The organism is Limosilactobacillus reuteri, assembly GCF_034259105.1.
Classification (GTDB): domain Bacteria; phylum Bacillota; class Bacilli; order Lactobacillales; family Lactobacillaceae; genus Limosilactobacillus; species Limosilactobacillus reuteri_G.
This window is the reverse complement of the sequence record NZ_CP139478.1, coordinates 720,001-746,474: the sequence shown is the minus strand read 5'-3', so window position 1 is coordinate 746,474 and position 26,474 is coordinate 720,001. Positions and strand designations below refer to the sequence as shown.

The 26,474-nt window shown below is 38.8% G+C and carries 24 protein-coding genes, 3 pseudogenes and 1 other annotated feature (2 of these 28 only partly in view); of the genes and pseudogenes, 2 read left to right on the top strand and 25 right to left on the bottom strand.

Annotated features, from left to right (window positions below):
• Nucleotides 1-97, bottom strand: a binding site (T-box leader) (it extends 123 nt beyond the left edge of the window).
• 20 nt (nucleotides 98-117) lie between these two features.
• The 16 genes from SH603_RS04590 to SH603_RS04515 form a co-directional block, all read right to left on the bottom strand.
• The gene (locus SH603_RS04590; RefSeq protein WP_321534147.1) at nucleotides 118-858 is read right to left on the bottom strand and encodes a DivIVA domain-containing protein; all 741 of its coding nucleotides are present in this window, start codon (nucleotides 856-858) and stop codon (nucleotides 118-120) included.
• Nucleotides 859-879: 21 nt separating this feature from the next.
• A complete protein-coding gene (locus SH603_RS04585) occupies nucleotides 880-1,665 on the bottom strand; it encodes an RNA-binding protein (protein WP_169471840.1) in 786 nt (261 codons plus the stop codon).
• Between the two features lie 22 nt (nucleotides 1,666-1,687).
• A complete protein-coding gene (locus tag SH603_RS04580) occupies nucleotides 1,688-1,948 on the bottom strand; it encodes a YggT family protein (protein ID WP_003674426.1) in 261 nt (86 codons plus the stop codon).
• An 18-nt stretch (nucleotides 1,949-1,966) separates the two neighbouring features.
• Nucleotides 1,967-2,383, bottom strand: a complete 417-nt coding sequence (locus SH603_RS04575) for a cell division protein SepF (protein ID WP_003666769.1) — start codon at nucleotides 2,381-2,383, stop codon at nucleotides 1,967-1,969.
• 70 nt (nucleotides 2,384-2,453) lie between these two features.
• Nucleotides 2,454-3,701 carry a cell division protein FtsZ gene (ftsZ, locus tag SH603_RS04570; RefSeq protein WP_003666768.1) on the bottom strand — a complete coding sequence of 416 codons (1,248 nt, stop codon included), beginning with the start codon at nucleotides 3,699-3,701 and terminating at the stop codon, nucleotides 2,454-2,456.
• Nucleotides 3,702-3,718: 17 nt separating this feature from the next.
• Nucleotides 3,719-5,092, bottom strand: a complete 1,374-nt coding sequence (gene ftsA / locus SH603_RS04565) for a cell division protein FtsA (protein WP_321534146.1) — start codon at nucleotides 5,090-5,092, stop codon at nucleotides 3,719-3,721.
• A 120-nt stretch (nucleotides 5,093-5,212) separates the two neighbouring features.
• Nucleotides 5,213-6,061: a cell division protein FtsQ/DivIB gene (locus SH603_RS04560; RefSeq protein ID WP_113896599.1), complete on the bottom strand. Its 849-nt coding sequence runs from the start codon at nucleotides 6,059-6,061 to the stop codon at nucleotides 5,213-5,215.
• Nucleotides 6,062-6,088: 27 nt separating this feature from the next.
• Complete coding sequence (gene murG / locus SH603_RS04555; protein ID WP_169473023.1) at nucleotides 6,089-7,201, bottom strand: undecaprenyldiphospho-muramoylpentapeptide beta-N-acetylglucosaminyltransferase; 1,113 nt, start codon at nucleotides 7,199-7,201, stop codon at nucleotides 6,089-6,091.
• A 1-nt stretch (nucleotide 7,202) separates the two neighbouring features.
• Nucleotides 7,203-8,573, bottom strand: coding sequence for a UDP-N-acetylmuramoyl-L-alanine--D-glutamate ligase (gene murD / locus SH603_RS04550; RefSeq protein ID WP_169473024.1), 1,371 nt, complete (start codon nucleotides 8,571-8,573; stop codon nucleotides 7,203-7,205).
• 12 nt (nucleotides 8,574-8,585) lie between these two features.
• The gene (gene mraY / locus SH603_RS04545) at nucleotides 8,586-9,557 is read right to left on the bottom strand and encodes a phospho-N-acetylmuramoyl-pentapeptide-transferase (protein ID WP_003666758.1); all 972 of its coding nucleotides are present in this window, start codon (nucleotides 9,555-9,557) and stop codon (nucleotides 8,586-8,588) included.
• 24 nt (nucleotides 9,558-9,581) lie between these two features.
• The gene (locus SH603_RS04540; protein ID WP_321534145.1) at nucleotides 9,582-11,741 is read right to left on the bottom strand and encodes a penicillin-binding protein; all 2,160 of its coding nucleotides are present in this window, start codon (nucleotides 11,739-11,741) and stop codon (nucleotides 9,582-9,584) included.
• Nucleotides 11,741-12,112 (bottom strand): cell division protein FtsL, encoded by a 372-nt coding sequence (ftsL, locus tag SH603_RS04535; RefSeq protein WP_113896602.1) that lies wholly within the window; start codon nucleotides 12,110-12,112, stop codon nucleotides 11,741-11,743. The genes SH603_RS04540 and ftsL overlap by 1 nt, the downstream gene beginning before the upstream one ends.
• A gap of 7 nt (nucleotides 12,113-12,119) precedes the next feature.
• The gene (gene rsmH, locus SH603_RS04530) at nucleotides 12,120-13,076 is read right to left on the bottom strand and encodes a 16S rRNA (cytosine(1402)-N(4))-methyltransferase RsmH (protein WP_169473026.1); all 957 of its coding nucleotides are present in this window, start codon (nucleotides 13,074-13,076) and stop codon (nucleotides 12,120-12,122) included.
• Between the two features lie 15 nt (nucleotides 13,077-13,091).
• Nucleotides 13,092-13,520 (bottom strand): division/cell wall cluster transcriptional repressor MraZ, encoded by a 429-nt coding sequence (gene mraZ / locus SH603_RS04525; protein ID WP_003666752.1) that lies wholly within the window; start codon nucleotides 13,518-13,520, stop codon nucleotides 13,092-13,094.
• Nucleotides 13,521-13,702: 182 nt separating this feature from the next.
• Nucleotides 13,703-15,085, bottom strand: a complete 1,383-nt coding sequence (gene ltrA / locus SH603_RS04520; protein WP_321534144.1) for a group II intron reverse transcriptase/maturase — start codon at nucleotides 15,083-15,085, stop codon at nucleotides 13,703-13,705.
• A 489-nt stretch (nucleotides 15,086-15,574) separates the two neighbouring features.
• Nucleotides 15,575-15,928 (bottom strand): hypothetical protein, encoded by a 354-nt coding sequence (locus SH603_RS04515; RefSeq protein WP_113896604.1) that lies wholly within the window; start codon nucleotides 15,926-15,928, stop codon nucleotides 15,575-15,577.
• Between the two features lie 128 nt (nucleotides 15,929-16,056).
• Here SH603_RS04515 and SH603_RS04510 point away from each other — a divergent pair, with 128 nt between their 5' ends.
• Nucleotides 16,057-16,176: a DUF4044 domain-containing protein gene (locus SH603_RS04510; RefSeq protein WP_003666746.1), complete on the top strand. Its 120-nt coding sequence runs from the start codon at nucleotides 16,057-16,059 to the stop codon at nucleotides 16,174-16,176.
• Nucleotides 16,177-16,237: 61 nt separating this feature from the next.
• On the opposite strand, the gene SH603_RS04505 is transcribed toward SH603_RS04510, so the two are convergent.
• The 3 genes from SH603_RS04505 to SH603_RS04495 form a co-directional block, all read right to left on the bottom strand.
• Nucleotides 16,238-18,568, bottom strand: coding sequence for a DNA translocase FtsK (locus SH603_RS04505; protein ID WP_169472959.1), 2,331 nt, complete (start codon nucleotides 18,566-18,568; stop codon nucleotides 16,238-16,240).
• Between the two features lie 21 nt (nucleotides 18,569-18,589).
• Nucleotides 18,590-19,099: a tRNA (uridine(34)/cytosine(34)/5-carboxymethylaminomethyluridine(34)-2'-O)-methyltransferase TrmL gene (gene trmL / locus SH603_RS04500; protein ID WP_169470876.1), complete on the bottom strand. Its 510-nt coding sequence runs from the start codon at nucleotides 19,097-19,099 to the stop codon at nucleotides 18,590-18,592.
• A 171-nt stretch (nucleotides 19,100-19,270) separates the two neighbouring features.
• Nucleotides 19,271-20,128, bottom strand: coding sequence for a methyltransferase domain-containing protein (locus SH603_RS04495; RefSeq protein ID WP_169472958.1), 858 nt, complete (start codon nucleotides 20,126-20,128; stop codon nucleotides 19,271-19,273).
• A gap of 114 nt (nucleotides 20,129-20,242) precedes the next feature.
• Here SH603_RS04495 and SH603_RS04490 point away from each other — a divergent pair, with 114 nt between their 5' ends.
• A complete protein-coding gene (locus SH603_RS04490) occupies nucleotides 20,243-21,271 on the top strand; it encodes a lactonase family protein (RefSeq protein ID WP_321534143.1) in 1,029 nt (342 codons plus the stop codon).
• A gap of 428 nt (nucleotides 21,272-21,699) precedes the next feature.
• Here SH603_RS04490 and tnpA read toward each other — a convergent pair.
• From tnpA to ltrA (SH603_RS04460), 6 genes and pseudogenes are all read right to left on the bottom strand, one after another.
• Nucleotides 21,700-22,030, bottom strand: a pseudogene (gene tnpA / locus SH603_RS04485) (IS200/IS605 family transposase); the annotation flags it as partial.
• Between the two features lie 252 nt (nucleotides 22,031-22,282).
• Nucleotides 22,283-23,110, bottom strand: a pseudogene (tnpC, locus tag SH603_RS04480) (IS66 family transposase); the annotation flags it as partial.
• 24 nt (nucleotides 23,111-23,134) lie between these two features.
• Entirely contained in the window at nucleotides 23,135-24,100 is a 966-nt protein-coding gene (locus SH603_RS04475; RefSeq protein WP_321534142.1) for an IS30 family transposase, read from the bottom strand.
• A 260-nt stretch (nucleotides 24,101-24,360) separates the two neighbouring features.
• Nucleotides 24,361-24,717, bottom strand: a complete 357-nt coding sequence (gene tnpB, locus SH603_RS04470; RefSeq protein ID WP_134989077.1) for an IS66 family insertion sequence element accessory protein TnpB — start codon at nucleotides 24,715-24,717, stop codon at nucleotides 24,361-24,363.
• Nucleotides 24,707-24,895 carry a hypothetical protein gene (locus tag SH603_RS04465; protein ID WP_003667696.1) on the bottom strand — a complete coding sequence of 63 codons (189 nt, stop codon included), beginning with the start codon at nucleotides 24,893-24,895 and terminating at the stop codon, nucleotides 24,707-24,709. The genes tnpB and SH603_RS04465 overlap by 11 nt, the downstream gene beginning before the upstream one ends.
• A gap of 213 nt (nucleotides 24,896-25,108) precedes the next feature.
• A pseudogene (gene ltrA, locus SH603_RS04460) lies at nucleotides 25,109-26,474 on the bottom strand (group II intron reverse transcriptase/maturase) (it continues 17 nt past the right edge of the window).

The following is a 26,474-nucleotide window of genomic DNA, read 5'->3' as shown; positions in this document are numbered from 1 at the left end:
AGATGATCAGGAATAGTTAAACATTATCAACCTCTCACCAATTGTTGACTCGCTTTAATGTTATGACAATTATTCCAATTCTCTTCAACGATTTTATTAAAATACGATCCTAGTGATTTACTTGTTATTATCAGGGAAGACGACAACAGTTTCAGGTGCATCTGACCCTTTGTCATCGTTAACAGCTGTTGGTTGTGCAGGTGCACTCTCTTCTGATTGTTCAGCAGAAGCAACTGGCTGTTCTGATTCAACAGGTTGTTCTTCACTAATAGTTGTTGCAGTTGATTCTACACTGGTTGCTGAACTGCTGTCAAGACGACTACCTAAAATTTTTTCAATTTCGTCATATTTACTCAAGTCATCATTTTCTAAAAGCTTGTCCCATTCATTACTCTTAATGACTTCTAATTGAGATTCAAGCATGACTTGAAGCCGTTGACGGAAGATCCGAGTCTGTTTACGAAGATCATTAGTTTCACTTGTTAACTTCTTAGTAGAATTAGCAGCATCTTCAATTACTTGGTTTGACTTATCATTAGCTTCCGAAACAATATCAGTTGCTTGCTTTTGCGCTTCACGAATCATAATATCTGCTTCACGCTTAGCATTATTTTTAACCTTATCAGCGGCCTCTTGAGCAACTAAAATTGACTTATTTAAAGAGTCTTTCAAGTCAGCAAAGTACTTAATCTTGCTATCATTAGCCCGTACTTGCTCTTGTAAATTATTATTTTCAGTTATTAATTGTTGGACTGTTTGTGAAACTTCCTGAATAAATTCTTGAACTTCTTCAGGATTATAACCCCGCATCTTAGTATTAAATTGCTTATTGTTAATTTGATCAACCGTCAAACTCATGAGTAAATTCCTCCATTCAAATTACGCATTTACAACTGAAATGGTAATTCTTTCTTTATCTTTTTTTGTTTTCCCATTAGTCATATCGATTCTGAGGCGACCACCATGACGTACAGATATCAAATCATGAACCACAATTTGATAATCTGGACGATCAATCTCTTCCCAGTTTAATCGAACTTGACCATGCTCTATTAATTGCTTTGCCCGGTTTCGTGAATAATTAAAGCCTGCAGCGATCACAACATCTAACCGTAGTGATGAAACCGTTGTAACTATCGGTACCCATTCCTCTTTAGGTGTTACCACTGCTTCTGTTGCGATCGGAATCCATTTAACCTTAATTCGACCAACGTGCTCAACGTTTTTCCGTAAATACTCTGCCATTGGTTTCGTTACGATCACTTGCCAATGCGCCCCATCAGTTAAAATATCACCAAATGCATTCCGCTCCATCCCTTCACCAATCAATGTTCCCATAATTTGCCGATGATGAAGTTCTGAAAACTTAACAGGATAGTTTATCTCTAAAGCCTGTAAAGCAAAGTCTTCGATAGAGGGTTCATAATAAGGCGGATAAATTAGAACTCGTTGCATTTCTGCTCCTTGCCAACCACCATACATTGTTATTTTAACATTGTTATTTCGATTAACAATCGTTTGGACAATAAAACGTTCACGTGGATTTAAAAAAGGAGTGAGGACAGGGCGATATTGACCTTCTGCAGTGGCTACCCAGTCATTTGCTTGGTCAATAAGGGTAGCTTCATCCGGACGAAAATGCTGTTTAATATTATCTTCGCTCAAATTTACTTCCTCTTAGTATTAATTAAATGATTGCTGCTATATGTGCTAATCCTGCCTGAACAAAATATAGTACAAGGATAGCGATCATCGGCGCAAAACTTATCCCACCGATTGGAGGAATAAAATCAAACCAATGCATATAAGGTTCTACCAACCGATTGATAACATCACCGAGTCGTGAATTACGTGCATTAGGGAACCATGACATAATGCACCACACAACTATCACTAAAATATAAGCATCAACTAATTGATTAAGAGCCCATAATAAAAATGCGATCATATTAACTCCTTTTAGTAATTAAAATTTATCACCATCATTTTTTAGATTACTCGTTAAACTACCTGAGATTTCATAGTTTTTAGGGGTGCAGAGGAAAATTTCCTTTCCGATCCGTTTCATTTCACCATCAATTGCAAAAACGGTGCCATTTAAGAAGTCTACTAACCGTGCTGCAACATTTGTATCCATTTGAGTGAAATTAACGATCACCGCATGTCCTTCTAATAATTGGGATGCGATCTGCTTTACATCTGCATAAAGACGGGGTTCGTATAAGGAAATCTGGCTCATTTGGTTAAGCCGCCCGCTATTAATTGAAACTACTTTGTTGCTTGTGTTTGCTGGCGTTGAAACTTGCTCACTTGTTTCATAGAGACCATCTTGTTCATCAATGTCTTCTTCACCAAATAGGCTTTTTAAAAAATTTGCTGCCATTGTATTACCCTCCTTAATAGGTCTAAACAGAAAAAGGCGGATTAAAAAATCCACCTTTTTGCTAAATTATTTACTTACGACGATTCTTGAAGAACGGTGGAGTCGATAAGTTAGTATCATCATTGTCATCCGTATTAGCCGCATCATCGTTAAATACGTTAAATTCTGGCTTAGTAACGTGAGAAAATTCGTTATCAGAATTTCTTGATTGGTTACTTGTATCGGCTGTTGGATCATTCCAACCATCAAAAGGATCTCGTTGCTTTGGTTGTTCAACGGGTTGTTCTTCTTGTGGAATAGACCGAGTTACTCGTGGTGCTTCTTTTTCCGCTGGCTTTTGTTGTTGAATTTTCTTTTTCTTATCAATTCCAGTAGCAATTACAGTAACGCGAACTTCATCGCCCATTGATTCATTTAAGGACATACCAAATGAAATATCAACGTTAGTTCCAGCAGCTTGTTTAATCACATCAGATGCTTCTTGAGCTTCAAACATTGATAAGTCTTTACCACCAGTAATATCCATCAAGACATGTTGAGCACCATCAATTGACACTTCAAGTAATGGAGAAGAAATAGCCTTCTTAGTTGCTTCAGTAGCACGGTTTTCACCAGTAGAAGCACCAACCCCCATTAAGGCAGAACCTTGATTAGACATCAATGTCTTAATATCAGCAAAGTCAAGGTTGATGTAACCTGGAGTAACAATTAAGTCTGAAATACCTTGCACACCTTGACGAAGAACATTATCGGCTTCTTTAAATGCTTCCATCATTGGTGTCTTCTTATCAATCATCTCCAATAAGCGATTATTAGCAACGATAATTAAAGTATCAACATTTGACTTTAACTTTTCAAGTCCTTCTGCAGCATAGCGTGCTCGACGCGGTCCTTCAAATGAGAACGGACGAGTCACAACACCAACAGTTAATGCTCCACTATCTTTAGCAAGCTTAGCTACAACTGGAGCTGCTCCGGTACCAGTTCCACCACCCATTCCGGCTGTAATGAAGACCATATCTGCGCCTTCAAGAGCTTTTTTAATTTGTTCTTCACTTTCTTGGGCAGCTTTTTCTCCTACTTCTGGATTTGAACCAGCACCTAATCCTTTTGTCAATTTAGGTCCTAAGCGGATCTTAGTTGTTGCTTGAGAATTATTTAATGCTTGTAGGTCGGTGTTAGCAACAATAAAGTCAACACCTTGTACTTTTTCAGTGATCATTCGGTTGACGGCATTACCGCCAGCTCCACCAACACCAATTACTTTGATTTGCGCTTCCGCAAATTGGTTGTCGTTAGCGAACGTTTCGTTATCCATAGCAGTATTCCTCCAAATTAGTCAAATAAATTATTAAAAATGTTTTTAAACCGATTACTTAGGCCGTTTTGCTTTTTCTTCTTTGGCGCTGGCTCTTCAGTAACTGGTTGCTGCTGTGCTTCTAGCTGTGAACGTTGTAATTTATCAGATTTTTCAGTCCATTGTTGACGTGGCTGATTAACAGCTTGTCTTTTTTCTTCATGGGGACTCTTAATTGTATCAATTCGTTGAACGGTTTGCTTAATTAATCGATCAATATCTGATAACTGATTTTCATACATCCCCAAAGCTAAACTAACTGCATAGCGAGGGTGACGAATGCCCATTTGTTCTGGAACATTCACCTTAATATTACCAGTAAAGTACTGTTCAGCAAGTTCCTTAACTCCTGGCAGAGCAGCCACTCCACCAATCAAGACTACTCCTCCCGGTAATTCAGGGGCATGAATAGCCTTAAGTTTATCCTGAATACGATCAAAAATTTGCCGTACTCGTGCTTCAATTATTTCTGATAAATACTGCTCTGAATATTGGACAGGATCATTTTGGCCAACAACATTAACGTCAACTTGGACATCTTCATCGGCTAAGGATGCCATAGCATATCCATGATTTAGCTTAAGTTGTTCAGCGTTTTTTAATGATGTATTCATGACCGTAGAAATATCTTTAGTAATGTATTTCCCACCTTCAGGATCAACATAAGTATACTTTAATTGATGATCATGAATAATACTGGTCGTTGTTTGACCACCACCTAAATCAATAACAACAGTACCAAAATCTTGCTCCCCATCATTAAGGAGGTTAAAGTCTGTTGCGATCGGCGTAATAACAAAATCTTTAATGTCATATCCTGCCTGTTGAACTGCCTTTTTTGTATTATGAATAATGGTCTTAGGTCCTGTATACAAGGTGGCCTTCATTTCTAAACGGACACCAACCATTCCACGGGGGTCCTTAATACCAGAAAAGCCATCAACAGTAAATTCTGTTGGAATTAAATCAATTATTTCCCGCTCGGGGGGAATACTTTGCGTCAATGCTTCACGAGCAACGTCAATTACGTCTTGGTTAACAATCTCTCTTGATTGTCCTCTTGTTGCAATCGTTATCATACCGTGTACTCGTTGCATTTGTAAGTAATTTGCCGGTAAGCCAACTACAACACTTTGAATCTCTACGTTGGACTTTTCCTCGGCCTGTGCTACCGCCGCCAAAATTGCCTGGGCGGTTTTATCAATGTCGACAATAACTCCTCGGTTTAATCCTGCCGATCGTTCTACACCAACACCAATAACTTTCAACTGACCCTTAACACTTTCACACACCAGTGCCTTGATCGAGGTGGTTCCAATATCTAATCCAACGTATACTTCTGAATTATTCATTCTAAAAGGAACCCTCCTAAGACTATCATTAATTAAATTAATTGTATTTTTAACCTATATAAGAATTTTACCACAGATAAACAATGACAAAAAAGGGAATTATCAAGGTTTTTCACAAAATCATTTATCCTTAGATCCATAGTCATAAGAATAAGCTCCGACTTGAAGATCTATAATCCCCTTATTTTTCATACTTGCTGCAATTGCAGGGTAATATCCCATTTTATCCCCGATAGTATTTAAGTCGCCATAAACTGTATTACCATCACGCATATAAATAATAACGCGATCTGGATACTCTTTAGTAGGTTGATAACTCACGCTTGAAATACCATTTCTTATTGCCGGTTTCAACTTCCCTAGCTGAGCGGCCGTTGTAGCAAGAACATTTTTATGACCATCAAAACGTTTATAAGCAATACCATTATCAGCATTTTTTGTTCGCTGTAATTGGCCGTCAGCTAAAACAGCGTATGTATCATTATTCATCACCGCTGTTCCTAAAAGCGCATTTTCTTTTACAGATATTTGCAGAGACTGGGGACCGGTTACCTTGATCCTTAAATCTTTTATTTGAGGATTTTTGCGAATAGCTTGTTTAGTGAGTTGATGACGAGCAAGATAAACGCCCCAAATAAACCGTCCTGGATAAATATTTGTGTTTTTTTCTACTTGTTCTTTAGTTAAATCATGATTACCAGTTACATGAACCGTGGTAATTTTGCTCAAGGGAGAAATAATATAAAGCATAAAGAGGAGAATAACACTGAATAATACAACTAATTTTAAGACCCGCTCGCCATTAGAAACATAGCGCTTAATCTTAATCCCACGAATCTTATTACCAACATGAGTTTTCGAGGGCTTTCTTTGCTGTTGTCGCTGTTGAGCAGCAGCACTTCGCTTTTCTAATTCAGTTAGCCGCTGTGAATATTTATGATGCTCAATTGCTGATCTATCATCCAACATCTTTTCTCCCCCTTCCTAATCTATACTTTATTTTTCGTGTTCGTCAATTGCCTTATGCAAGATCTTAATTAGTCTATCAGCAGCATCTGGCCGTCCCATCTTTTCAGCAGCATGAGCCATTTCTTTACGTACTTCTTCATCTTCCATAATCTTATCTGCTTGAGTCAGTAATGCCCGGGCATCTAATTTGTCTTCAGTAATCATTAGACCGGCATTGTTCTTAACTAAAGCTTGAGCATTCTTTACTTGGTGGTTAGCGGTAACATACGGACTAGGAATTAGAATTGTAGGAACTCCGAGTGCTGTTACCTCAGCAATGGTGGTTGCTCCTGCTCGCGATACCAAAGCCGCTACCCGAGGCATTTTAGCCGGCATATCTTTAATGTAAGGAACAACTTTAACATTATCAGCCGGTTTAATATTACTTTCTGCTAGTTGCTTCTTTACATCATCGTACCGTTTTTGACCAGTTGCAAAGATAACCTGATAAGGACGCTTATTGAACTCTGGAATAGCGTCAACAACTGTCTTATTGATTTTCGGTGCTCCTTGGCTTCCTCCAAAAATCATTAAAGTTGGAACATCATCTTTCAAGTCATAACTGGTCCATGAAAAGTCACTATCTTTTTTAGCTGCTACCTGTTGAGCACGAGGATTACCTGCCATTGTAACTTTATCAGCAGGAAATTGACTGCGTGCAGCTTCAAATGCAATTGCAATTTGATCAACATAGCGACTTAAAAACTTGTTTGTTACGCCAACAACGCTATTCTGTTCATGAATTACGGTTGGGATATGTTTCTTTGCGGCAGCATATAGGACAGCTCCACTTACATATCCTCCCGTCCCTAAAACAACATCAGGCTTAAACTCACTAATAATTTTTTTAGCATGATGGACAGAGTTTAAGAAAAGATAGATTGTCTTAAAATTTTCAAGAGAAAGAGAACGCTTAAAGCCCTGTATATGCATTGTTTCAAGCTCAATTCCGGCATCCGGTACAATTTTATTCTCAAGGCCACGAGTTGTTCCAACATATAACACTTCAGTATCTGGCTCAACCTGCTTTAAGCGTTCGATTAATGCTAATGCCGGGTAGATATGACCACCAGTTCCACCACCTGATACCAATAACCGCATCTTATTGTTCCTTCTTTCCTGTTAATTCTTCAATTGCTTCAATAAATTTATCACCACGAACTTCAAAGCTCGGGAACTGGTCCCAACTAGCATTAGCAGGCGAGAGGAGAATGACATCTCCTGGTTCACTCAACTTCCATGCTTCTGGTACCGCAGTAATTGCATTTTCACTTTCAATTACTGGAACCCCAGCTTGATTTCCCGCATCCTTCATTTTATCTTTACATTCACCAAAAACAATCATTGCCTTGACGTGCTTCTTAAAGTACGGAACCAACCGTTCAAAGGTATAACCACGATCAAGACCACCCGCCAAAAGAATTACTGGACGATCAAAACCTTGCAAGGCGACTTCCGTGGCTTCAATATCAGTTGATTTTGAATCATTGTAGAAAAGTCGTTCTTGGTATTCCATCACATATTGTAAACGGTGACGGACTCCACTAAATGTTGTTAAAACTTTCTTTATTGCATCATTTGTAACACCGCTTAATTTTGCCGCTGCAATTGCTGCCAACGCATTCTCTACATTTTGGGGACCGATCAATCGAATATCTTTGGTTGGCATAACTTCTTGCCCACGCCAGTAAATCATTCCATCTTCTACATAAGATCCTTCATGACTCTTATTGAGACGAGAAAATGGCACAATGGTAGCTTGACTACGCTGGGCAATCTTTTGCCATTCATCACGATCCCAGTTAATAACTAAGAAATCATCCTTGGTTTGGTTCCGGGTAATATTAAGCTTTGCATTAATATAGTTTTCTCGTGTCTTATGATAGTCTAAATGGTTAGAAAAAATGTTAGTAATAATTGCAATATGCGGATGAATTGTTGGTGCTCCTAATAATTGGAAACTAGATAATTCCGTGACCAATGTATCGTCTGGCCCTAAACCCTCAGCAATTTTACTAAAGGAAATTCCAATATTACCTGCATATTTTACTTGATATTTTGCATTTTCAGCAATCATTAGTTGGGTTAAAGTCGTTGTGGTAGTCTTCCCATTACTTCCAGTTACACTTACAAGGTGACCATCAAAAATTTGCCATCCTAGTTCTGCTTCCGTAATAATAGGTGTCCCTTGCTTAACAAATGCAGCCACTAATGGATTATCATAAGGAATTCCAGGATTTTTTACTACAACATCGAAACCTTCATTAGCTAATGAAATGGGATTATCACCAGTAATTACCTTGATTCCATCAGCTTCTAAATCATCAACAATATCGTTATTTTTAGGAGTTGCTTTATCATTAGCGGTAACATTTGCACCAAGTTTTTCCAATAAGTGGGCCGCATTAATTCCGCTAATTCCGAAACCCATTACAAGAACTTTTTTACCTTGATATTCATCAATTTTTTTCATTTCTCTTTGCTCCTAACCAACTAATAAGATTGTTGTAACAGCAATAATTGCAGCCACTAACCCTACAAGCCAAAACACAATATCAATTTTCCATTCGCTCCACCCGCTCATTTCAAAATGATGGTGGATTGGAGTCATCTTAAAAATTCGTTTACCAGTTGTTTTGAATGAAGCCACTTGAAGAATAACACTAGCAGTTTCACAAACATAAACGATTCCAATTACTAATAAAGACCATTCGTGATGTAATAACAATGAAACAGCGGCTAAAGATGCCCCAATTGCTAAAGATCCCATATCACCCATGAAAATCTTAGCGGGCTTATGATTATAAGGGAAGAAACCTAGTAAAGTTCCGATCATTGCTAAACAGAAAAGAGCAATTTCCGGATAACCTGGTTGATTGAGATTTACCAACGCAATAATTAAATAAGCCGCAAAAGAAATAATGGAAAGGCCGCTTACTAAGCCATCAAGTCCATCAGTTAAATTAACGGCATTGGAAAAGCCGACGATCCAAAAAATAATAAACAAACCGTAAAGCCAACCAATTTGCGTTGTTCCAAAGCCCATTTGAAAACCTTCATGCTGGTAAATAACAGTAAAGACCATTGCTGCTAATACCTGGCATAGCGCCTTTTGCCATGGCTTAAAGCCTTCATTTTGATGATGAAAGATTTTAATACTATCATCCCACATCCCAATTAGGCCATAAACAACCAGGACAAAGAGGAGTGCCCACAGCGTATTCGTAATTAATCCTTGCCAAGCAGCAACCCACAAAATTGTTACTACTGCAGAGAAGATGAATAATAATCCTCCCATTGTTGGCGTCCCAGCCTTTTTAGCATGCCAGGTAGGACCTTCTTTACGAATCTGCTGACCTTCTTTTTTTGCCCGAAAATATTTAATTAACGAGGGCATTAATAAAAACGTAATTAAGAATGAACTAAGAATAGTCAAAACTGCACTTAAGAAATTCATATTTACCTCCAATTAGTTTCTCTGCTAGTTTTTAGCTTCATATTGAACGGTTAAAGTCGTTCCATGTTTAATAGTTGTATCAGGTGAAATACTTTGCTGAGTAACATAACCGTTTCCGTTTTCTTTTACTTTTAGCTTAAGAACCTTAGCTAATTGTTGAACATCCGCAGAACTCCATCCAGAAATATCTGGCATTTTATACTCGCCACCAGTGTCAAGAATAACATGTTGATCTGTTAGCACTTGTTCGTCTGGAACTGCTGATTGTTGTTTAACTTTCTTGCCAGAGCCAACAACAATTACCTGCATTCCTTTATCTGATAGTTTCTTATTAGCGTCATCACTTGACTGACCAACAACATTAGGCATTGTAATAACCTTTTTTTTGGCTTTTTCCGCAACTTTTTGTTGGCTCAATAACATTTTCATTGTCGGATTAAAGACACTGGCAATTTGTTTGGTTACTGGTTTTTTAAGGTTTTGCGGTTGGCGAAGAGTGACATACATAATATACTTTGGATTTTTAGCTGGTGCCATCCCGGCAAAAGAGTAAAGGTAGTTTGTATCACCAGTTGAATAACCATGAGCTCCACCAATTTGTGCAGTCGCGGTCTTCCCGGCAACTCTGTAACCCTTAATTTGGTAATCATGACCAAGTCCCTTTTGATCGTAAACAACGCCTTGCATGTAACCAAGAACTTTCTTAGCTGTCGATGCCTTTATTGGGTGGCCAACAACTTTAGGTTTGACCTTTTGGATTGTCTTCCCGCTATTGCCATCTACAACTTTGCTAACAATATAAGGCTTCATCATTTTACCATTATTACCAATAGCACTAAACGCTTGCATCATCTGCATAACATTTACAGTAATTCCCTGTCCAAAAGCAGTATTTGCCTGAGCAAGAATCCCTTTAAATGAAGTGTAACCATTAACCTCGTTACCCATTCCGATAACATTGACTTTTTTTAACAGGCCAAACCGTTTAATATACTTCATCCATGTCTCTGCTCCCATGTCCTGTTCCACATGAGCAAAACCAACATTACTAGACATATCAAAAGCATCTTTATAGGAAATTGTTCCCCAACCAGAACTTGACCAATCAGTGATTTTTCCACCACCCATGGCCCATGTTCCAGAATTAAAGGTCGCATTAGGATTAAAATGTCCGGTATCGATAGCCGCAGCTAATGCCAAGATCTTCATTACTGATCCTGGTTCATAAGCATCTTGAACTAGCATATTCCGCCAAACCGGATTATTTTCTGCGTGAAGCGTTGGTCGTTGAGTAGCGGCAATAATTTTACCTGTTTTGGCTTCCATTACAACTGCAGTCATCGAATTGGCATTAGAACTTTTGTAAACCTTATTAACTTTATTTTCGAGAAAATGTTGTGTTTGTGAATCAAGGGTAGTATAGATATTATCACCGTTGATGGCTTTTTTAGTTACCTGCTTTGAATTAGCAATCTGGTATCCATAGACGTCCTGTTTATCCTTTCTCAACCCATTTATTCCCGTCAATTGTTTATTAAAGTAGCCTTCTAAGCCCAATTGTCCCACTAAATTGGTCTCTTCAGTTCCATTATCATTTTTAACTTTAGGAGTTGCCATCCCAATTATTTGAGAAGCAAATTCGCCTTCTGGATATTGACGTGCTGGAGTCGCAATAAAATTAATTCCTGGCAAGTGCCGATTCTTGATCTTCTGCATCGTTGAAACAGAAAGGTTGCTTCCAGCATTTCCAAATTCAACTTGGTAGGCTTGCCCCTTTGGTTTAAGGATCTTTTCAATTTGCTTTGGTGTCAGGTCAATATACTGTGATAGTACCTTGGCAGTTTTTTTCCGATCTTTTACATATAATGGTTTACCATCAGAAGACTTTTGGGTTCGATCTAAGACAGCATAGAGGGTATATTTACTTGTATCAGTTGCCAAGGGGTTTCCTTCTGAATCATAAATATCACCCCGTCGTGCTTGAATAATTCGCTGCTGGGTATAAATTTGCTCCGCTTGTGACCGTAAGTTAACATGTTGAACATCTTTATTTATTGCGATATACGCAAAACGAACGATAAATAAGGTAAACAATCCAACCGTGATTAGAAAGAGCCATTTGCCAAAGGTCCCTCGGTTTTCTCTATGTCCCCTATTTTTCGTTCGTTGTGGCTTCTTATTCATTATTTATTAACGTTCCTTACATTTGAATTTTTATCTGATAATCCATATTTATGTGCTGCTGATTTCAAATGCGATTGAGTCGTCAATTCAGCAATTTCCTGCTGCAAACTTGTATTACTACTTTTTGCCTTAGTAATTTGGGTTTGAGTATCCTGTAAGCGCCGTTGCTGATTATTAATACTAATTTTCGTAGAAAGTAAGCTAATCATCAAGCACAGTGTGATTAAACTTCCTACTGCTACTAAAGATCTTTCAAATTTTGACCATCTAACCGGACTTGGAGAAGTCTTTGGTTGTTGATAAGTCTTTTTTCTTGGTGCTTGCTGCGGTTGTTGCTCTCCCGCCAGTTGCCTTGCCGCATTTGAAACCATAATTCTGTCACTTTCCTTCTCTAATTTTCTCGATTATCCTCAACTTGGCACTATGCGCACGATGATTTGCCGCTAATTCTTCATCACTAGCTACAATCGGCTTTTTATTAATTAATTTGAAGTTTGGTTCCATTCCCGCTGGTATTACTGGTAATCCCTGCGGTACATCCCCGCTTAATGAAGTCTTTTCACGAAACATTGTCTTTACTAACCGATCTTCTAGGGATTGGAAGGTAATAACACTTATTCGTCCCCCAACATCCAACAAGTCTAATGCTTGTTCTAACGATTCCTCTAAAGCACCTAATTCGTCGTTAACTGCTATCCGAATAGCTTGAAAACTCTTTTTCGCTGGATGACCACCATGACGGCGAGCTGCTGCTGGAATTCCCTCTTTAATCACATCAACTAATTCAAATGTCGTCTTTATTGGTGCTATCTTTCGGCGTTGTTCAATCTTTCTAGCAATTGACTTGGCAAATTTTTCTTCTCCATATCGGTAAAGAATCTTAACGAGCCGTTCATATGACCATTCGTTAACAACTTCCATTGCCGACAATTTTTGTTCCTGATTCATCCGCATGTCTAAAGGAGCGTCATGCTGATAGCTAAAACCTCTTTTAGCATCATCGAACTGTGGGGAAGAAACACCTAAATCATATAAAACTCCATTAACATGTTTTACATTATAGCTATTCAATTCCGTTTTTATGTTACGGAAATTATCTTCAACTAATGTTAATTTTTGCTGTTCTATTGCAGTTTTCAAGTGTTCTTTATTGTAATCAATTGCCGTCTGATCCTGATCAAATGAATATAGGTGGCCATCGACGAGCTGTTGTAAAATAGCTTGCGTATGACCACCACCACCTAATGTTGCATCAACGTAGGTACCTGTTGGTTGCACATTTAATCCTGCTACGGCCTCCTTTAAAAGTACCGTTACATGTTTAAATTCTGCCATCAACTAAAACCTCCATTAAAAATCAATATTAAGATCTTCAGCAATCTCATCAAAATTATCAGCTGTTTCGCTTGTAAATTTATTCCACCGTTCAGCGCTCCAGATTTCTAAACGATTAGACACACCAACGATTACACACTTCTTTTCAAGTGAAGCATGAGTTCGTAATGTTATCGGAATATTAATCCGTCCTTGCTTATCAATTTCGCAATCTGTCGCAGCGGAATATAAAAAGCGTACAAATGCACGTGCATCACGCTTTGTTAATGGGAGCGCCTTTAGCTTTTGTTCTAAAATTGCCCATTCATTTAATGGATATCCAAACAAACATCCATCTAACCCCCGAGTAACAATGAAGTGTGCCCCCAATTGTTCTCGAAATTTGGCAGGAATAATTAGTCGGCCTTTGGAATCAATAGTGTGTGTAAATTCTCCCATTAACACGACTAATGTCCTCCTTTACCACGTTATAGGTCAAGTCTACCACAATCCCCCACTTCTCACCACGTAATTTTGTGAATTTTACCAAAAAGTAATAGACAATCGAGTAGGAGATAATTGATTAGTTCAATTATCGACCTCTCACACCACCGTACGTACGGTTCCGTATACGGCGGTTCGACAACTTAATCACATTGAATTGACTGGAGCGTCTTGGACATATTCATAAGTCCGAGTTGTTCCAGTTTTCTATTAGTTAGAGAATAGCTCAAGGTCTTACTATGTGCAGTTCGCCAGTAGCCCTTTCGGGTACTAGCGAAGACATATGCATCATGCTGGGGCAGCCCCAACTTCTGTAAGTTAGTTACCTTAGTTTTAAACTTTTTCCATTGCTTCCAAATATACTGCCTTATTCGGACCCTCAACCACTTGTCAAGGCGTTGAATAAAGTTAGTTAGTTTCCCAATTGAGTAGTACTGAAGCCACCCACGCATTTTTCGATGAATTTCTTCAAACATTCTTGTCAGAGATATTCCACGATTACGTTTAGTTAATAACTTCAGTGCTTTCTTTACTCGTTGTTGCGATTGTTTAGCTGGACGGGCGTAGGCCCCATTGTGGTCTACACCCAACGAAAAGCCAAGAAACTTCAACCGTAGCGGGCTACCGACTTTGGTTTTATCTGGGTTCACTTTAACTTTCAAGCGCTTTTCTAGAAACTGGGTAATGCTTCGCATTACTCGTTCTCCGGCTCGTTGACTTTTAACATAGATGTTACAATCATCCACATAGCGCACAAAGTGGTGACCACGTCTAGTCAACTCTTCGTCCAACTCATTTAGATAGATGTTCGCCAGTAGTGGTGACAATGGCCCTCCTTGTGGGGTTCCTTTTTCACTCTTAGCGAAAAGCCCATGGTCTAAGACTCTGCTAGTTAGAAACTTACGAATGAGTCTTAGTGTCCATGGGTCATCAATATATTGTTGGAGATACTTAATCATCAAGTCATGATTAACGTTATCAAAATAGGCTTTTAGGTCTAAGTCGACAACTCTTCGATAACCTTGATTATAAAGATCTACTACTTTTGAAATAGCGTCATGGGCCCCACGGTGGGGACGGAAGCCAAAGCTATTATCAGAGAAAATACGCTCAAAGATAGGCGTAAGAATTTGGGCTACAGCTTGTTGAACCATTCGGTCCACCACCGTTGGTATTCCAAGTCTTCTTACTCCACCATTAGGCTTCGGAATTTCTACCCGTTTGACTGGAGCTGGTTTATACTTGCCCTCACGCAAACTAGCGATCAGTTCCGTCTTATTTTCTCTGAGATATGGCAGAAGGTCATTGACTGTCATATCGTCAACGCCTGCTGCTCCTTTATTTCTCTTAACTCGCAAATAAGCCTGATTAAGGTTATTGCGATCCAAGACCAGGTCTTGGATAGTGACACTCATACCTTTACCTTCACCATAACCGGTACTACGCGCCCTTGTGTACTTTCGGTTTTCCAAACCTATCCTCGACAAGCGGTCAGCTTGTTGTTCTGTTTTCTGCGATTGTCGCACCTGATTACACCTCCGATATAAGTTACAAGTTATTGTCGTTCAGTCCTTCATCTGATTATTCAAACTACTATGACCTCGGCTGACTTCTGGCTTACTCAACACTGCATCACTGCACCGCTTGTTTCTGTGGAAATTAAACTTATTCCTCTTGTCGGAAACGTGTAGGCCAGATCTCCCCGGGTAAGAATATTAGCTTTCGTACCATGTCATCGTTAGCTTTACTGAGACCAACTTCGAGTAGTATTGGACTTCAACTTGTCTAGCAGCCTTATCCAGTTAATTTCAGCCTTATAGCTACTTCTTGTTCATCGATGCAGTACTTTGCCTTAGACTTCCTTCAGATTCCACCTCACGGTGGACACCCTTGTCCTCAGCTCATGGTTCCGACTACTACGGCCCATAGCGGACTTTCACCACCTAGCTAATACCCATGCCGGGCGCACTAAAAAAAGTGAGCGGAAAATTAATTTTCCAACTCACTTAATATTTTTATATCAACGGTAACCATGGTGAAATAATTAAGCTACCAATATATATAATTAAAGCATAATATGCCGAATACCGCCAAAATACTGGCCAGTAACGGCGATAAATGAATTCATGATTGTGAATAATTTGTAAAGCAATTAATAACAGAGCTAGAATCATCCATAAGGCAATAGGATAAGCTGGCCAATAGAATCCAATATTAAAGATTATCAGAGTCCATAAAATAATTGTCCATCCCCACCATAAATGCTTTGTTTTTTTAGGATGATGAAATATTCGTACTAATAATCGTTCTACTACCCCAATCACTAATAATAAAATAATCTCTAAAATTATAACTTGAATACTAACCATCAACCTTTTCAGTCCCCTTCTCTTCAAATAAGTAATTTAAGTTTAACATAAACTAAAACTAGATTTGAAAAAGGCATTAAAGATGCGTTACACTACTATTATTGATAAAAATGGAAGGATGGTTAATAATGCAGCGAAAAAAGAAAACTCGTTTCCAAAAAATTACCATGGTTGCTATTTGGCTCATGTTAATTGCAATGCTTGGTTCTTTAATCTTTGGAGCAGTTGCATCCTTAAACTTAATTTAGCCTATTAAACATCCATGTAGTCGGAATAAAAAAGATCGGAGAAAAATCTCTCCGGTCTTTTTTATTCCTCACTTTTTTGCTTATAAACTTCCCGTGGTTTTGAGCCATTAGCTGGCCCAATAAAACCGCGCTGTTCCATATCGTCAATAATTCTTGCGGCACGATTATAACCAATTCTAAACCGCCGCTGAATTAGCGAAGTTGATGCTTTTTGTTGATCAACTACAAACTCTAATGCTTCGGGGAATAATTCATCTTCCTCCTCAGCTTGCTCTTCTTGCTCAATTTCATTGTCAGTTACAACCATACTATCGTCATACTCAGCTGCTCGCTCGTTTTTTATAAAGTCTACTACCGATTCAACATCATGATCGGATATAAATGCACCTTGAATCCGGACTGGTTTATTTTGATCGATTGGTTCAAATAACATATCACCGCGACCAAGAAGCTTTTCTGCCCCATTAGTATCGATAATAGTTCGCGAATCAACCCCACTAGAAACTGCAAAGGCAATTCGGGAAGGAACGTTAGCCTTAATAAGCCCGGTAATAACATCAACAGAAGGACGCTGAGTTGCCAAAATCATGTGAATACCAGCAGCCCGCCCCATCTGTGCAATCCGGACAATTGCATCTTCAACATCATGAGAAACAGTCATCATCAAGTCTGCTAATTCATCAACAATAACTAAAATTAACGGTAGATTAGCTTGAACTTCATCAGGATGGTCATCATTTTGTTGTTTAACCAATTTATTATACCCATCCAAGTTACGAACACCGAATTTTGCAAATAATTCATAACGGCGCTCCATTTCTGCAACAACTTTTCCTAATGCCCGAGCTGCCTTTTTGGGTTCAGAAACTACCGGACTAAGCAGATGGGGAATACCATTATAAACACTTAATTCAACTTTTTTAGGGTCAATCATTAACATCTTTACTTGATGCGGTTTAGCCTTTAATAGAATGCTTGTAATGATAACGTTGATTGCAACAGACTTACCACTACCCGTTGCCCCAGCGATAAGAAGGTGTGGCATCTTAGTTAGATCAGCCATTTTGATATCCCCAGTTACACTGCGACCAAGCGGAACTTCCATGGGATTATCATTACTAGGAGCATTTTCGACCATATCGCGAAAACCAACTGTTGCAATTTGCTGGTTTGGAACTTCAATCCCAATTAATGATTTCCCTGGGATCGGCGCTTCAATCCGGATATCTTTAGCCGCAAGTGCAAGTGCTAAATCATCAGCCAAATGGGTTATTCGACTAACCTTTACTCCTACTGCTGGGCGTAACTCATATTTGGTAACGGAAGGACCTAAATTAACATTTTCAACTGTTGCATCCACACCAAAAGATTTTAGGGTTTGTTGGAGCGTTTTGGTGTTCTTTTTGATATTATTCAAATCTTCCTGCTGATCTGTTGCTTTTACTTGACTTAGCAGGCTGACTGGCGGTAATTGATAATCATTATCTTCTTTAGCGTCAATTCCTGCAAGTTTAATTTCCGCATCATCATGTTGGTTCGAGTCCTGATCATCCTTGCGCCCACTCTGAGTTTCTTCCACCTGACTTTCACTTGCGACCCTAATAGTTGGTTCAACAGGATCTTGAACAGGCATCGCTGGAGAAACTGGCGGCGTTGACGTTGGCTCTGCTGATTCTTGGTCAGCAAAAAAATCTTTAACCTGCCTTGATGCTTTAGCAAGGGGCACGCTAATTGATGGTACCGTAGTTGTCTTAATTGCTCGCTCCGTTCTCTTTTTCATTAATTGATCGTGAGCATTAGCCATTGCTGCTCCAGATTTTTTTATGCCAATCCCACATTTTACTAGAAATTCGCGCCATGGTAATGCAAAAAAGACAATAATCCCGATAATCATTAACAACCATGACAATACCGCTGTTCCAACTTCTGAAATTAAAATATTACTTCCATTATATAGGTAAGCACCAATCATCCCTCCACCAACCGGAACAGTTGAATCACCGTTAAAAATGACCTTACTAAGACTATTCCAAGTAGTTTCGATTACCTTTGCATGAAGATTCAGACGCTGAAACATTACTGTCTGAAGCCACATTAATAAACCAATATAGGCAATAATAGTTCCTGCAATCCAACGTTTTTTGAAATGCGGACGATGCCCATACAATGCAAAACATAATCCATAAAGAAAAACAATAATCATTGCAATTGGAAAGGATGACCCTACAAAAATCTTAAAACAGTTATCGAGAAAGGTTCCTAATGCTCCTAAATTAAATAAGCCAACTAACATTAAGAGGCAAACAATTATTCCTAATAGATTATCCATTAATCGATACTGTTGTTTTTTTCCTCTTGTCCGGCGGGATGATGCCTTTTTCCTTCTCGCCATCGCATTATTGCCTCCTTAAGGTTACTTTAATTTATCGAATTCATATTTATGAACTCGGGCTAAATTAGGAAAACTCTGTTGCCGCAATGCCTCATAAATAATAATCGCTGCACTATTCGATAAATTCAAGGCCCGAATATTATTATCATTTTGTGGAATCCGGATAGCATTTTCTGGATATTTTTGCATAAAACGTTCGGGCAAGCCAGTTGTTTCTTTTCCAAATAGGAAATAATGATCTCCTTCACCCGTATAATCAACATCACTATAATCATGGGTAGCAAACTTAGAAACAATATATAAACGGTTAATATCAGGAATAGTCTTCATAAATGAAGGCAAATCCTCATGATACGTGATCTTTACTTTATCCCAGTAATCTAACCCAGCCCGTTTCATATGCTTATCATCAGTTGAAAATCCTAATGGCTTAATTAAATGTAATTCAGTATTGGTCCCCGCACAAGTTCGTGCAATATTTCCTGTATTCGCTGGAAATAATGGTTCAAACAAGACAATATGGTTTGTCATAATAAAATCTCCTTAATAAAATAAAAAAAGCAGGGTCTCGGTGTGGGCACGGCGAAACGCTGCTTTAATGAAGTACTCCTTGATAATTACCAACGAAATACTTATATTCGATGTCAATTATCAAACGATTTCTTATAATAATTTAGCACTAATTTAGTAATGTTGCAATAATTAATTAGCTTTTTTCGCAATTAATAAGCTGACATCCACCGTAATTGTTTTTAATTGGGTTAATTCTTCTTTAGATAATCTTTTAGCGTTTGCTCCCCAGTGTAAAGGTGTCATTTCCAGCATTGCCTGTTGTAAACCGTCTGGAATTCTAAATTGGTAGGTTACCGTTTCAACTTTACTATGAGGATAATGTTGGTTAAATAACTCGATTACTCGTGAATTATCATAGTGGTAATTACGTTCTCCTGTTTCATATAAGAGATGCCGTAATTCGACTAAGTAGTTAGCATTAGGAATTACTTTAATAAGGGTCCCATCTTTCGTTAGCACCCGTTTAAACTCTTGATAATCAGATGGAGAAAACAACTCTAATATACAATCAAAACTCTCATCATTAAAAGGTAATTTACGTAAATCAGCTACACAAAAAAATGCCCTTAACGGTAACTGAGTAGCAAGTGTTATCCCTGGTTTCGAAATATCAAAGCCAATCATCGTATCATTATAATTAGCACGGATTGTTTCTAATTGCAATAATGGAGTTCCTTCTCCAGTTCCTACATCTAAGATCTTTAAAGGTTTTGAAGGTAATAATTTACTGACATTTTCAATAATTGGCTTAAAGAGTCCTGCATTTAATAACTGGCGACGAGATTCAAACATTGATCGATCATATTCAGTATTAGCAGCCCCATTGAGAAAGTGAAGATAACCATGCCGATTAAAGTCAAATCGGTGGTTATTTCCGCAAATAATACTGTTTCCTTCAACTTTCTCCATTGGCTGTTCACAAACAGGACATTGAAAAAGGGCAAGATTATTTTTTACCATTTCTCGTTGACGTTCAACTTTTTTCAACTTTTCTCCTCCATTAAGAACTAAAAATTACTAATAACAGTGTATCACAGCTAGAATTACGATGGGCAAATTGCTATTATATAGGTAAGCATTTTCAAAAAGGAGGAAATTGCCTTGATTGAACAATTTCTAATTGGAACATATACCAAAAAAACAAGTAAAGGGATCTACAAAGTTACCCTCGATACTGATCAAGAAAAAATAACGAATGTTGAATTAGCAATTCCATCTCAAAAGCCAGCTTACTTACAAGTTGGTCAAGATGGTCGTATTTACGCAATTAAACAAGTAGATGATAAAGGAGGAGTTGCTTCTTACTCATTAAGTGACGATAACGCTAAGATGCTAAGCGATGTCTTAGCTGCCGGTGCTCCTCCTGCATATGTAGGCGTTGATGACAAACGGCATTTATTATTCAGTGCTAATTATCATACAGCAAAAATAGATGTTTTTAAGATCAACGAAGATGGAACGTTGACACAAACCGATTCGGTCCTTCATGAAGGAGCAACTGGTCCCGAGCCTGAACAAGAGGCTCCACATGTTCATTATGCCGACCTAACTCCTGATAATCGTCTAGTTGTATGTGACTTAGGAATGGACCTTGTTGTGGTTTACAACGTCTCTGATGATGGTAAATTAACTGCTGTCTCTCGCTATAAGTGTGAAGATGGCTTTGGTACCCGTCATATAGCTTTCCATCCAAATGGCAATTATGCTTATCTTTTAGGTGAACTAAGCAGTAAACTGGAAGTACTAAAGTATAATAGTAAGGATGCATCGTTTAAGCACCTTCAAACCATCAAGACAATTCCTGCAGACTGGACAGCTCACAATGGAGCAGCGGCTATTCGGATCTCAAATGATGGTAAATTTGTCTATACTTCAAATCGTGGTGAAAACACTATTGCCGTCTTTGAAATCCAACCAGATTTTACCGTTAAACATATCCAATCAATTTCAACTGAAGGAGATTTTCCACGCGATTTCAATCTAAATCAAGATGAAAATTATCTTTTAGCTTCAAATCAGAACTCTAATAACCTTACGCTTTATAAACGAAATCCATCAACTGGTAAGTTAACCCTTCTTCAAAAGGATGTCAGTTGTCCAGAACCAGTATGTGTAATGAAGTGGAAATAAATTAAATACCGACAGTGGGAGTGAGCCAGGAAGCACCCGTTACTTCGTTTTTCGACGCGAAAGTTAGCTTCTGAGAGCCCCCGCAAGTAACAATGGGGCTGTGACATAAGTCCCTAATAATAAACGGAGTTGGATGAAATTTTTGGATTTCATTCAGCTCCGTTTTCCTTTAAAATATAGATATATTGATAAAAGAAAAAAGACATCGACTGACCCTCGATGCCTTCAATACCCTCAAAAGGATATACATATAATGCAAAGTAATTATAACATTAATCAACTTAGTTTGGCTATAGCAACTGACTATCAACCTGAAGAAAATCATCCAGCTTATTACATCCATCAACTGATCGAAAGCTTGGCAATTTCTAAACCTAATATTATGGGACGACCACGTGAATATGATCCGAGAATGCTTTTGAAATTAGTCCTACAGTCCAAAAATGTCGGTTTCCATATTTGTATTTTAAGTTTGCATGTCGATCAAACATCATTAATGCACTTTTCCCTTTTAAGTATCCCCCTAAACTGCGATACACTTAGCTTCAGCGGAATACTTACTACCAAGTGCACATGATCTGGCATCATATGACCTTCAATTATTTCTACTCCCTTATATTTGTACAACAAACGAATATAATCTCTTAGGTCTCTTCGGTATTGATTAAAAATCGCTTTACGCCTATACTTTGGTATGAGTACGATGTGATACTTACATAACCACTTCGTATGGGCTAAGCTATTTAATTTATTAGCCATATTTATATAATCTCTTTTCCCTTATTGATTTTGGCTTGAACACCTATATCTTAAGGCAAAAGAGGCCTTTTTTATATAATTTTTATCGCCCACCCGCATAGCAGGTGTTTTTTTGTTTCGTGCATTCGCTCTGCTCACGCACTCAACTAGGTCTAAAGACATTAATCAAAAAAGAGTAAGCAGTCAATAACAGTACGGATTGAAAAAAACAGGGTCATGAGCTACCGAAAGTGGTAATCCATGACCCTGTTTTTATTTATGGCATTCTGTTTGGACTTCTTTTGACCATGGTAAATAAGCCTCAAGTCCTTCGTCCTTGCGGTTTGGTAAGTGATCAAAAAGATACTTAAAGTATTTGTAGATATTTAAATGGTTCTGGTTTGCAGTTGCCACCAAAGTATAGAAAATGGCATTTGCCTGAGCTCCGGCAGTACTTTTCGCAAATAAGCTATTCTTTCGAATAAGAGTTGATGGACGAATCGCTCGTTCAACAGGATTATTTGTTAATGGTACTCGGCCATCTTCAAAAATTCGATACACTCGTGTTTTTAACTTTAAAGCATTGTTAATGGCGGCTCTTAAACGTCCTTGAGGAAAGTTAATGTTTTCTAAATAGGCATAGAACTTATCCATCAAGGGTTTTACGTGCAACCGACGTTGCACTAGCTTTTCCTTATGAGTGTGATATGCTAATTGTTTCTCTTCGTGAAAAACTGGTCGCATTAGTTGTAAAACTTGGTATGCTTTGGAATTCTTCAATTGTTCCTTTTTCAATAAACATGTAATGCGGTAAAATTCACGTCGAATATGAACTAAACATGACCCGAACTTTGCTTGAGGATATAATCGATCACTATATCCGCCATAGCCATCACACATAATAACTCCACTATATTGCTGACCAAGAATTTGTCCAACAGTTTTGCCAGCTCGGGTATTATAGTAATGAAACATGGTAATTTGATGTTTACTGAATTCTTTCGTTGATCGCGTTACCCAAAAATAGCCATTTCCATTAGATTCAGCAATTACTTTAAATGGTGTTTCATCCATATGAATTACCGGTTCTTTTTTGACTAATCTTTCCCGAAATGTCAATTTAAGTTAGAAAGAAAATAGTTGCTCATCAGTGACGTAAGACATGAATACTTCATATGGAGTTCGATAGCCTAGTGATTTACGGGGCAGGTTATTTCGCTTACTCATCAGTTGGGTTACCAATTCATCAGGAAGATTGCGGAAATCTAGCTGTTTCGTTAAGCCATCCCGGCGTAAAAGACCGTTGTTGTTTTCGTTCAGCCCTCGTTGATTGGGAGCACCAACCTCGGCAAAGTAAGTGTGAAGGTCAAATTGATTGGCAATCTCGCGCCAGCCGGCGAATTCTTTTCCGTTGTCAAAGGTAATCGATTTGAAGAAGTGCCGCGGGAATTTCCGAAGCCACTGACTTAAGTGTTGGTTAATCGCATCAGCCGTCTTTTCGTGCACATTGAGTACAATTTCGACCTTCGATTGGCGTTCGGTCAGGGTCATTACCGCCCCTTGGTGCTTTTTGCCTTGGACGGTATCAGCTTCAAGGTGCCCAAATTCAGTGGCATAGTGCGGAAAGTCCTTGGCACGCTCGTGAATACTTCGCCCCAATTGGCCAGCCTTCCCACGGCGCTCGACATAGCCATTCGGGTGCCGCTTACCTCGCATCGGCAAGGAACGGACATCGAAGCCGAACTGGCCACGTTCAAACATCCGGTAAAGAGTTCGCCGGTTACAACTAATTGGGCGCTCAGCGCGCCCAATAATGGTATCAGGCGTCCACCCCTGGGCAATTTTGTCGTTGATATAAGTGAGTTCAGCCAGTGACAACTGAGTACGTTTTCGGCCACAACGTTGCTTATTGCGCATATAGTGATCTTGATAATCAGCAATTGAGGCACCGGTTTCCAGGTAACGATAAACGCAATAAACGGTTTCGGCGCAACGTTTGATCATTTGGGCCACTCGGTACGCTTTAAGCTTTTGCACGAAAGAATGGGCGATGATTGTCAGCTCGTTTGTGGTAAGATGGGTGTAAGTCATTTGTGGTTTCCTTTCTTTTGTTTAGGGGTATTCAAAAGTCTACCACAAATGGCTTTTCTATTTTTCTAACTTAATTTTACAAACGGCGATACATGAAAATCGCTCCTCTTTGTTTGTTTTTAGGGGTAATTACATTATATCAGGAACGATTTCCTGTGTACATAAAAATCCGTACAATGAATCTTTGTAGAATTCATTGTACGGATTTTTATTTTCAACTAGGAGTTTTTTCCCGGCCTCTTCTTTTAAATAGAGGTAACTCAATAAAAACTTCCCGGTCGAACAGCTTGAATTTTACGAATTGGTAATGGGTTCAGTCCTTGCAATAACCAGTCGAGCTGTTGAGCAGATAATTCTTTGGCTTCATTACTGTTTCTCGGCCAACTAAGGTGGCCATTTTCAAACCGTTTATAGAGCATAATAAAGCCCTCGCCATCCCAAAACAATCCTTTAAAGCGATCATTCCGTCCACCGCAAAATAAGAAAAGCGAATTGCTATATAATTCTAATCCATAGTTTTCGGCAATCACCATTACGAGCCCATCAATGCCCTTTCGCATGTCGGTTTTTCCGCAGACTAAATAGATATGATCTGGATCATGCCAATTAACGAGCATAACGAATAACCACTTTAGCGATATCTGAGGCCAAAATAGAATTAGTTCCCTTAAAAATAGTTAATTCGACTTCATTTACATTGATTTTTACGGCAGGGCGTGCCGTAAAAACGTGCTTCTTAAAATCACTTGCTTTATTTTTGAAGACCGGGGTAATAATTTCATTTTGTTCTGTCATACATAAAAATCTCCTTACTGATGATAGTCTCAGTATAGGAGATCCGGGGTAGCTAGAGCTAGACGTGTTGTTATTGACTGCTTACCATTGTTGTACTGTTACTGCCTAGCTAAATTCATACCAGACATAATCGAGTAGGAGATAATTGATTAGTTCAATTATCGACCTCTCACACCACCGTACGTACGGTTCCGTATACGGCGGTTCGACAACTTAATCACATTGAATTGACTGGAGCGTCTTGGACATATTCATAAGTCCGAGTTGTTCCAGTTTTCTATTAGTTAGAGAATAGCTCAAGGTCTTACTATGTGCAGTTCGCCAGTAGCCCTTTCGGGTACTAGCGAAGACATATGCATCATGCTGGGGCAGCCCCAACTTCTGTAAGTTAGTTACCTTAGTTTTAAACTTTTTCCATTGCTTCCAAATATACTGCCTTATTCGGACCCTCAACCACTTGTCAAGGCGTTGAATAAAGTTAGTTAGTTTCCCAATTGAGTAGTACTGAAGCCACCCACGCATTTTTCAATGAATTTCTTCAAACATTCTTGTCAGAGATATTCCACGATTACGTTTAGTTAATAACTTCAGTGCTTTCTTTACTCGTTGTTGCGATTGTTTAGCTGGACGGGCGTAGGCCCCATTGTGGTCTACACCCAACGAAAAGCCAAGAAACTTCAACCGTAGCGGGCTACCGACTTTGGTTTTATCTGGGTTCACTTTAACTTTCAAGCGCTTTTCTAGAAACTGGGTAATGCTTCGCATTACTCGTTCTCCGGCTCGTTGACTTTTAACATAGATGTTACAATCATCCGCATAGCGCACAAAGTGGTGACCACGTCTAGTCAACTCTTCGTCCAACTCATTTAGATAGATGTTCGCCAGTAGTGGTGACAATGGCCCTCCTTGTGGGGTTCCTTTTTCACTCTTAGCGAAAAGCCCATGGTCTAAGACTCCGCTAGTTAGAAACTTACGAATGAGTCTTAGTGTCCATGGGTCATCAATATATTGTTGGAGATACTTAATCATCAAGTCATGATTAACGTTATCAAAATAGGCTTTTAGGTCTAAGTCGACAACTCTTCGATAACCTTGATTATAAAGATCTACTACTTTTGAAATAGCGTCATGGGCCCCACGGTGGGGACGGAAGCCAAAGCTATTATCAGAGAAAATACGCTCAAAGATAGGCGTAAGAATTTGGGCTACAGCTTGTTGAACCATTCGGTCCACCACCGTTGGTATTCCAAGTCTTCTTACTCCACCATTAGGCTTCGGAATTTCTACCCGTTTGACTGGAGCTGGTTTATACTTGCCCTCACGCAAACTAGCGATCAGTTCCGTCTTATTTTCTCTGAGATATGGCAGAAGGTCATTGACTGTCATATCGTCAACGCCTGCTGCTCCTTTATTTCTCTTAACTCGCAAATAAGCCTGATTAAGGTTATTGCGATCCAAGACCAGGTCTTGGATAGTGACACTCATACCTTTACCTTCACCATAACCGGTACTACGCGCCCTTGTGTACTTTCGGTTTTCCAAACCTATCCTCGACAAGCGGTCAGCTTGTTGTTCTGTT

Bases quoted from the DNA above. Each gene is read 5' to 3' on its own strand.
- SH603_RS04590 (WP_321534147.1), bottom strand. From the start codon at position 858: ATGAGTTTGACGGTTGATCAAATTAACAATAAGCAATTTAATACTAAG.
- SH603_RS04580 (WP_003674426.1), bottom strand. From the start codon at position 1,948: ATGATCGCATTTTTATTATGGGCTCTTAATCAATTAGTTGATGCTTAT.
- SH603_RS04575 (WP_003666769.1), bottom strand. From the start codon at position 2,383: ATGGCAGCAAATTTTTTAAAAAGCCTATTTGGTGAAGAAGACATTGAT.
- ftsZ (WP_003666768.1), bottom strand. From the start codon at position 3,701: ATGGATAACGAAACGTTCGCTAACGACAACCAATTTGCGGAAGCGCAA.
- ftsA (WP_321534146.1), bottom strand. From the start codon at position 5,092: ATGAATAATTCAGAAGTATACGTTGGATTAGATATTGGAACCACCTCG.
- SH603_RS04560 (WP_113896599.1), bottom strand. From the start codon at position 6,061: ATGTTGGATGATAGATCAGCAATTGAGCATCATAAATATTCACAGCGG.
- murG (WP_169473023.1), bottom strand. From the start codon at position 7,201: ATGCGGTTATTGGTATCAGGTGGTGGAACTGGTGGTCATATCTACCCG.
- murD (WP_169473024.1), bottom strand. From the start codon at position 8,573: ATGAAAAAAATTGATGAATATCAAGGTAAAAAAGTTCTTGTAATGGGT.
- mraY (WP_003666758.1), bottom strand. From the start codon at position 9,557: ATGAATTTCTTAAGTGCAGTTTTGACTATTCTTAGTTCATTCTTAATT.
- SH603_RS04540 (WP_321534145.1), bottom strand. From the start codon at position 11,741: ATGAATAAGAAGCCACAACGAACGAAAAATAGGGGACATAGAGAAAAC.
- ftsL (WP_113896602.1), bottom strand. From the start codon at position 12,112: ATGGTTTCAAATGCGGCAAGGCAACTGGCGGGAGAGCAACAACCGCAG.
- rsmH (WP_169473026.1), bottom strand. From the start codon at position 13,076: ATGGCAGAATTTAAACATGTAACGGTACTTTTAAAGGAGGCCGTAGCA.
- SH603_RS04515 (WP_113896604.1), bottom strand. From the start codon at position 15,928: ATGGTTAGTATTCAAGTTATAATTTTAGAGATTATTTTATTATTAGTG.
- SH603_RS04510 (WP_003666746.1), top strand. From the start codon at position 16,057: ATGCAGCGAAAAAAGAAAACTCGTTTCCAAAAAATTACCATGGTTGCT.
- SH603_RS04505 (WP_169472959.1), bottom strand. From the start codon at position 18,568: ATGGCGAGAAGGAAAAAGGCATCATCCCGCCGGACAAGAGGAAAAAAA.
- trmL (WP_169470876.1), bottom strand. From the start codon at position 19,099: ATGACAAACCATATTGTCTTGTTTGAACCATTATTTCCAGCGAATACA.
- SH603_RS04475 (WP_321534142.1), bottom strand. From the start codon at position 24,100: ATGACTTACACCCATCTTACCACAAACGAGCTGACAATCATCGCCCAT.
- tnpB (WP_134989077.1), bottom strand. From the start codon at position 24,717: ATGCTCGTTAATTGGCATGATCCAGATCATATCTATTTAGTCTGCGGA.
- SH603_RS04465 (WP_003667696.1), bottom strand. From the start codon at position 24,895: ATGACAGAACAAAATGAAATTATTACCCCGGTCTTCAAAAATAAAGCA.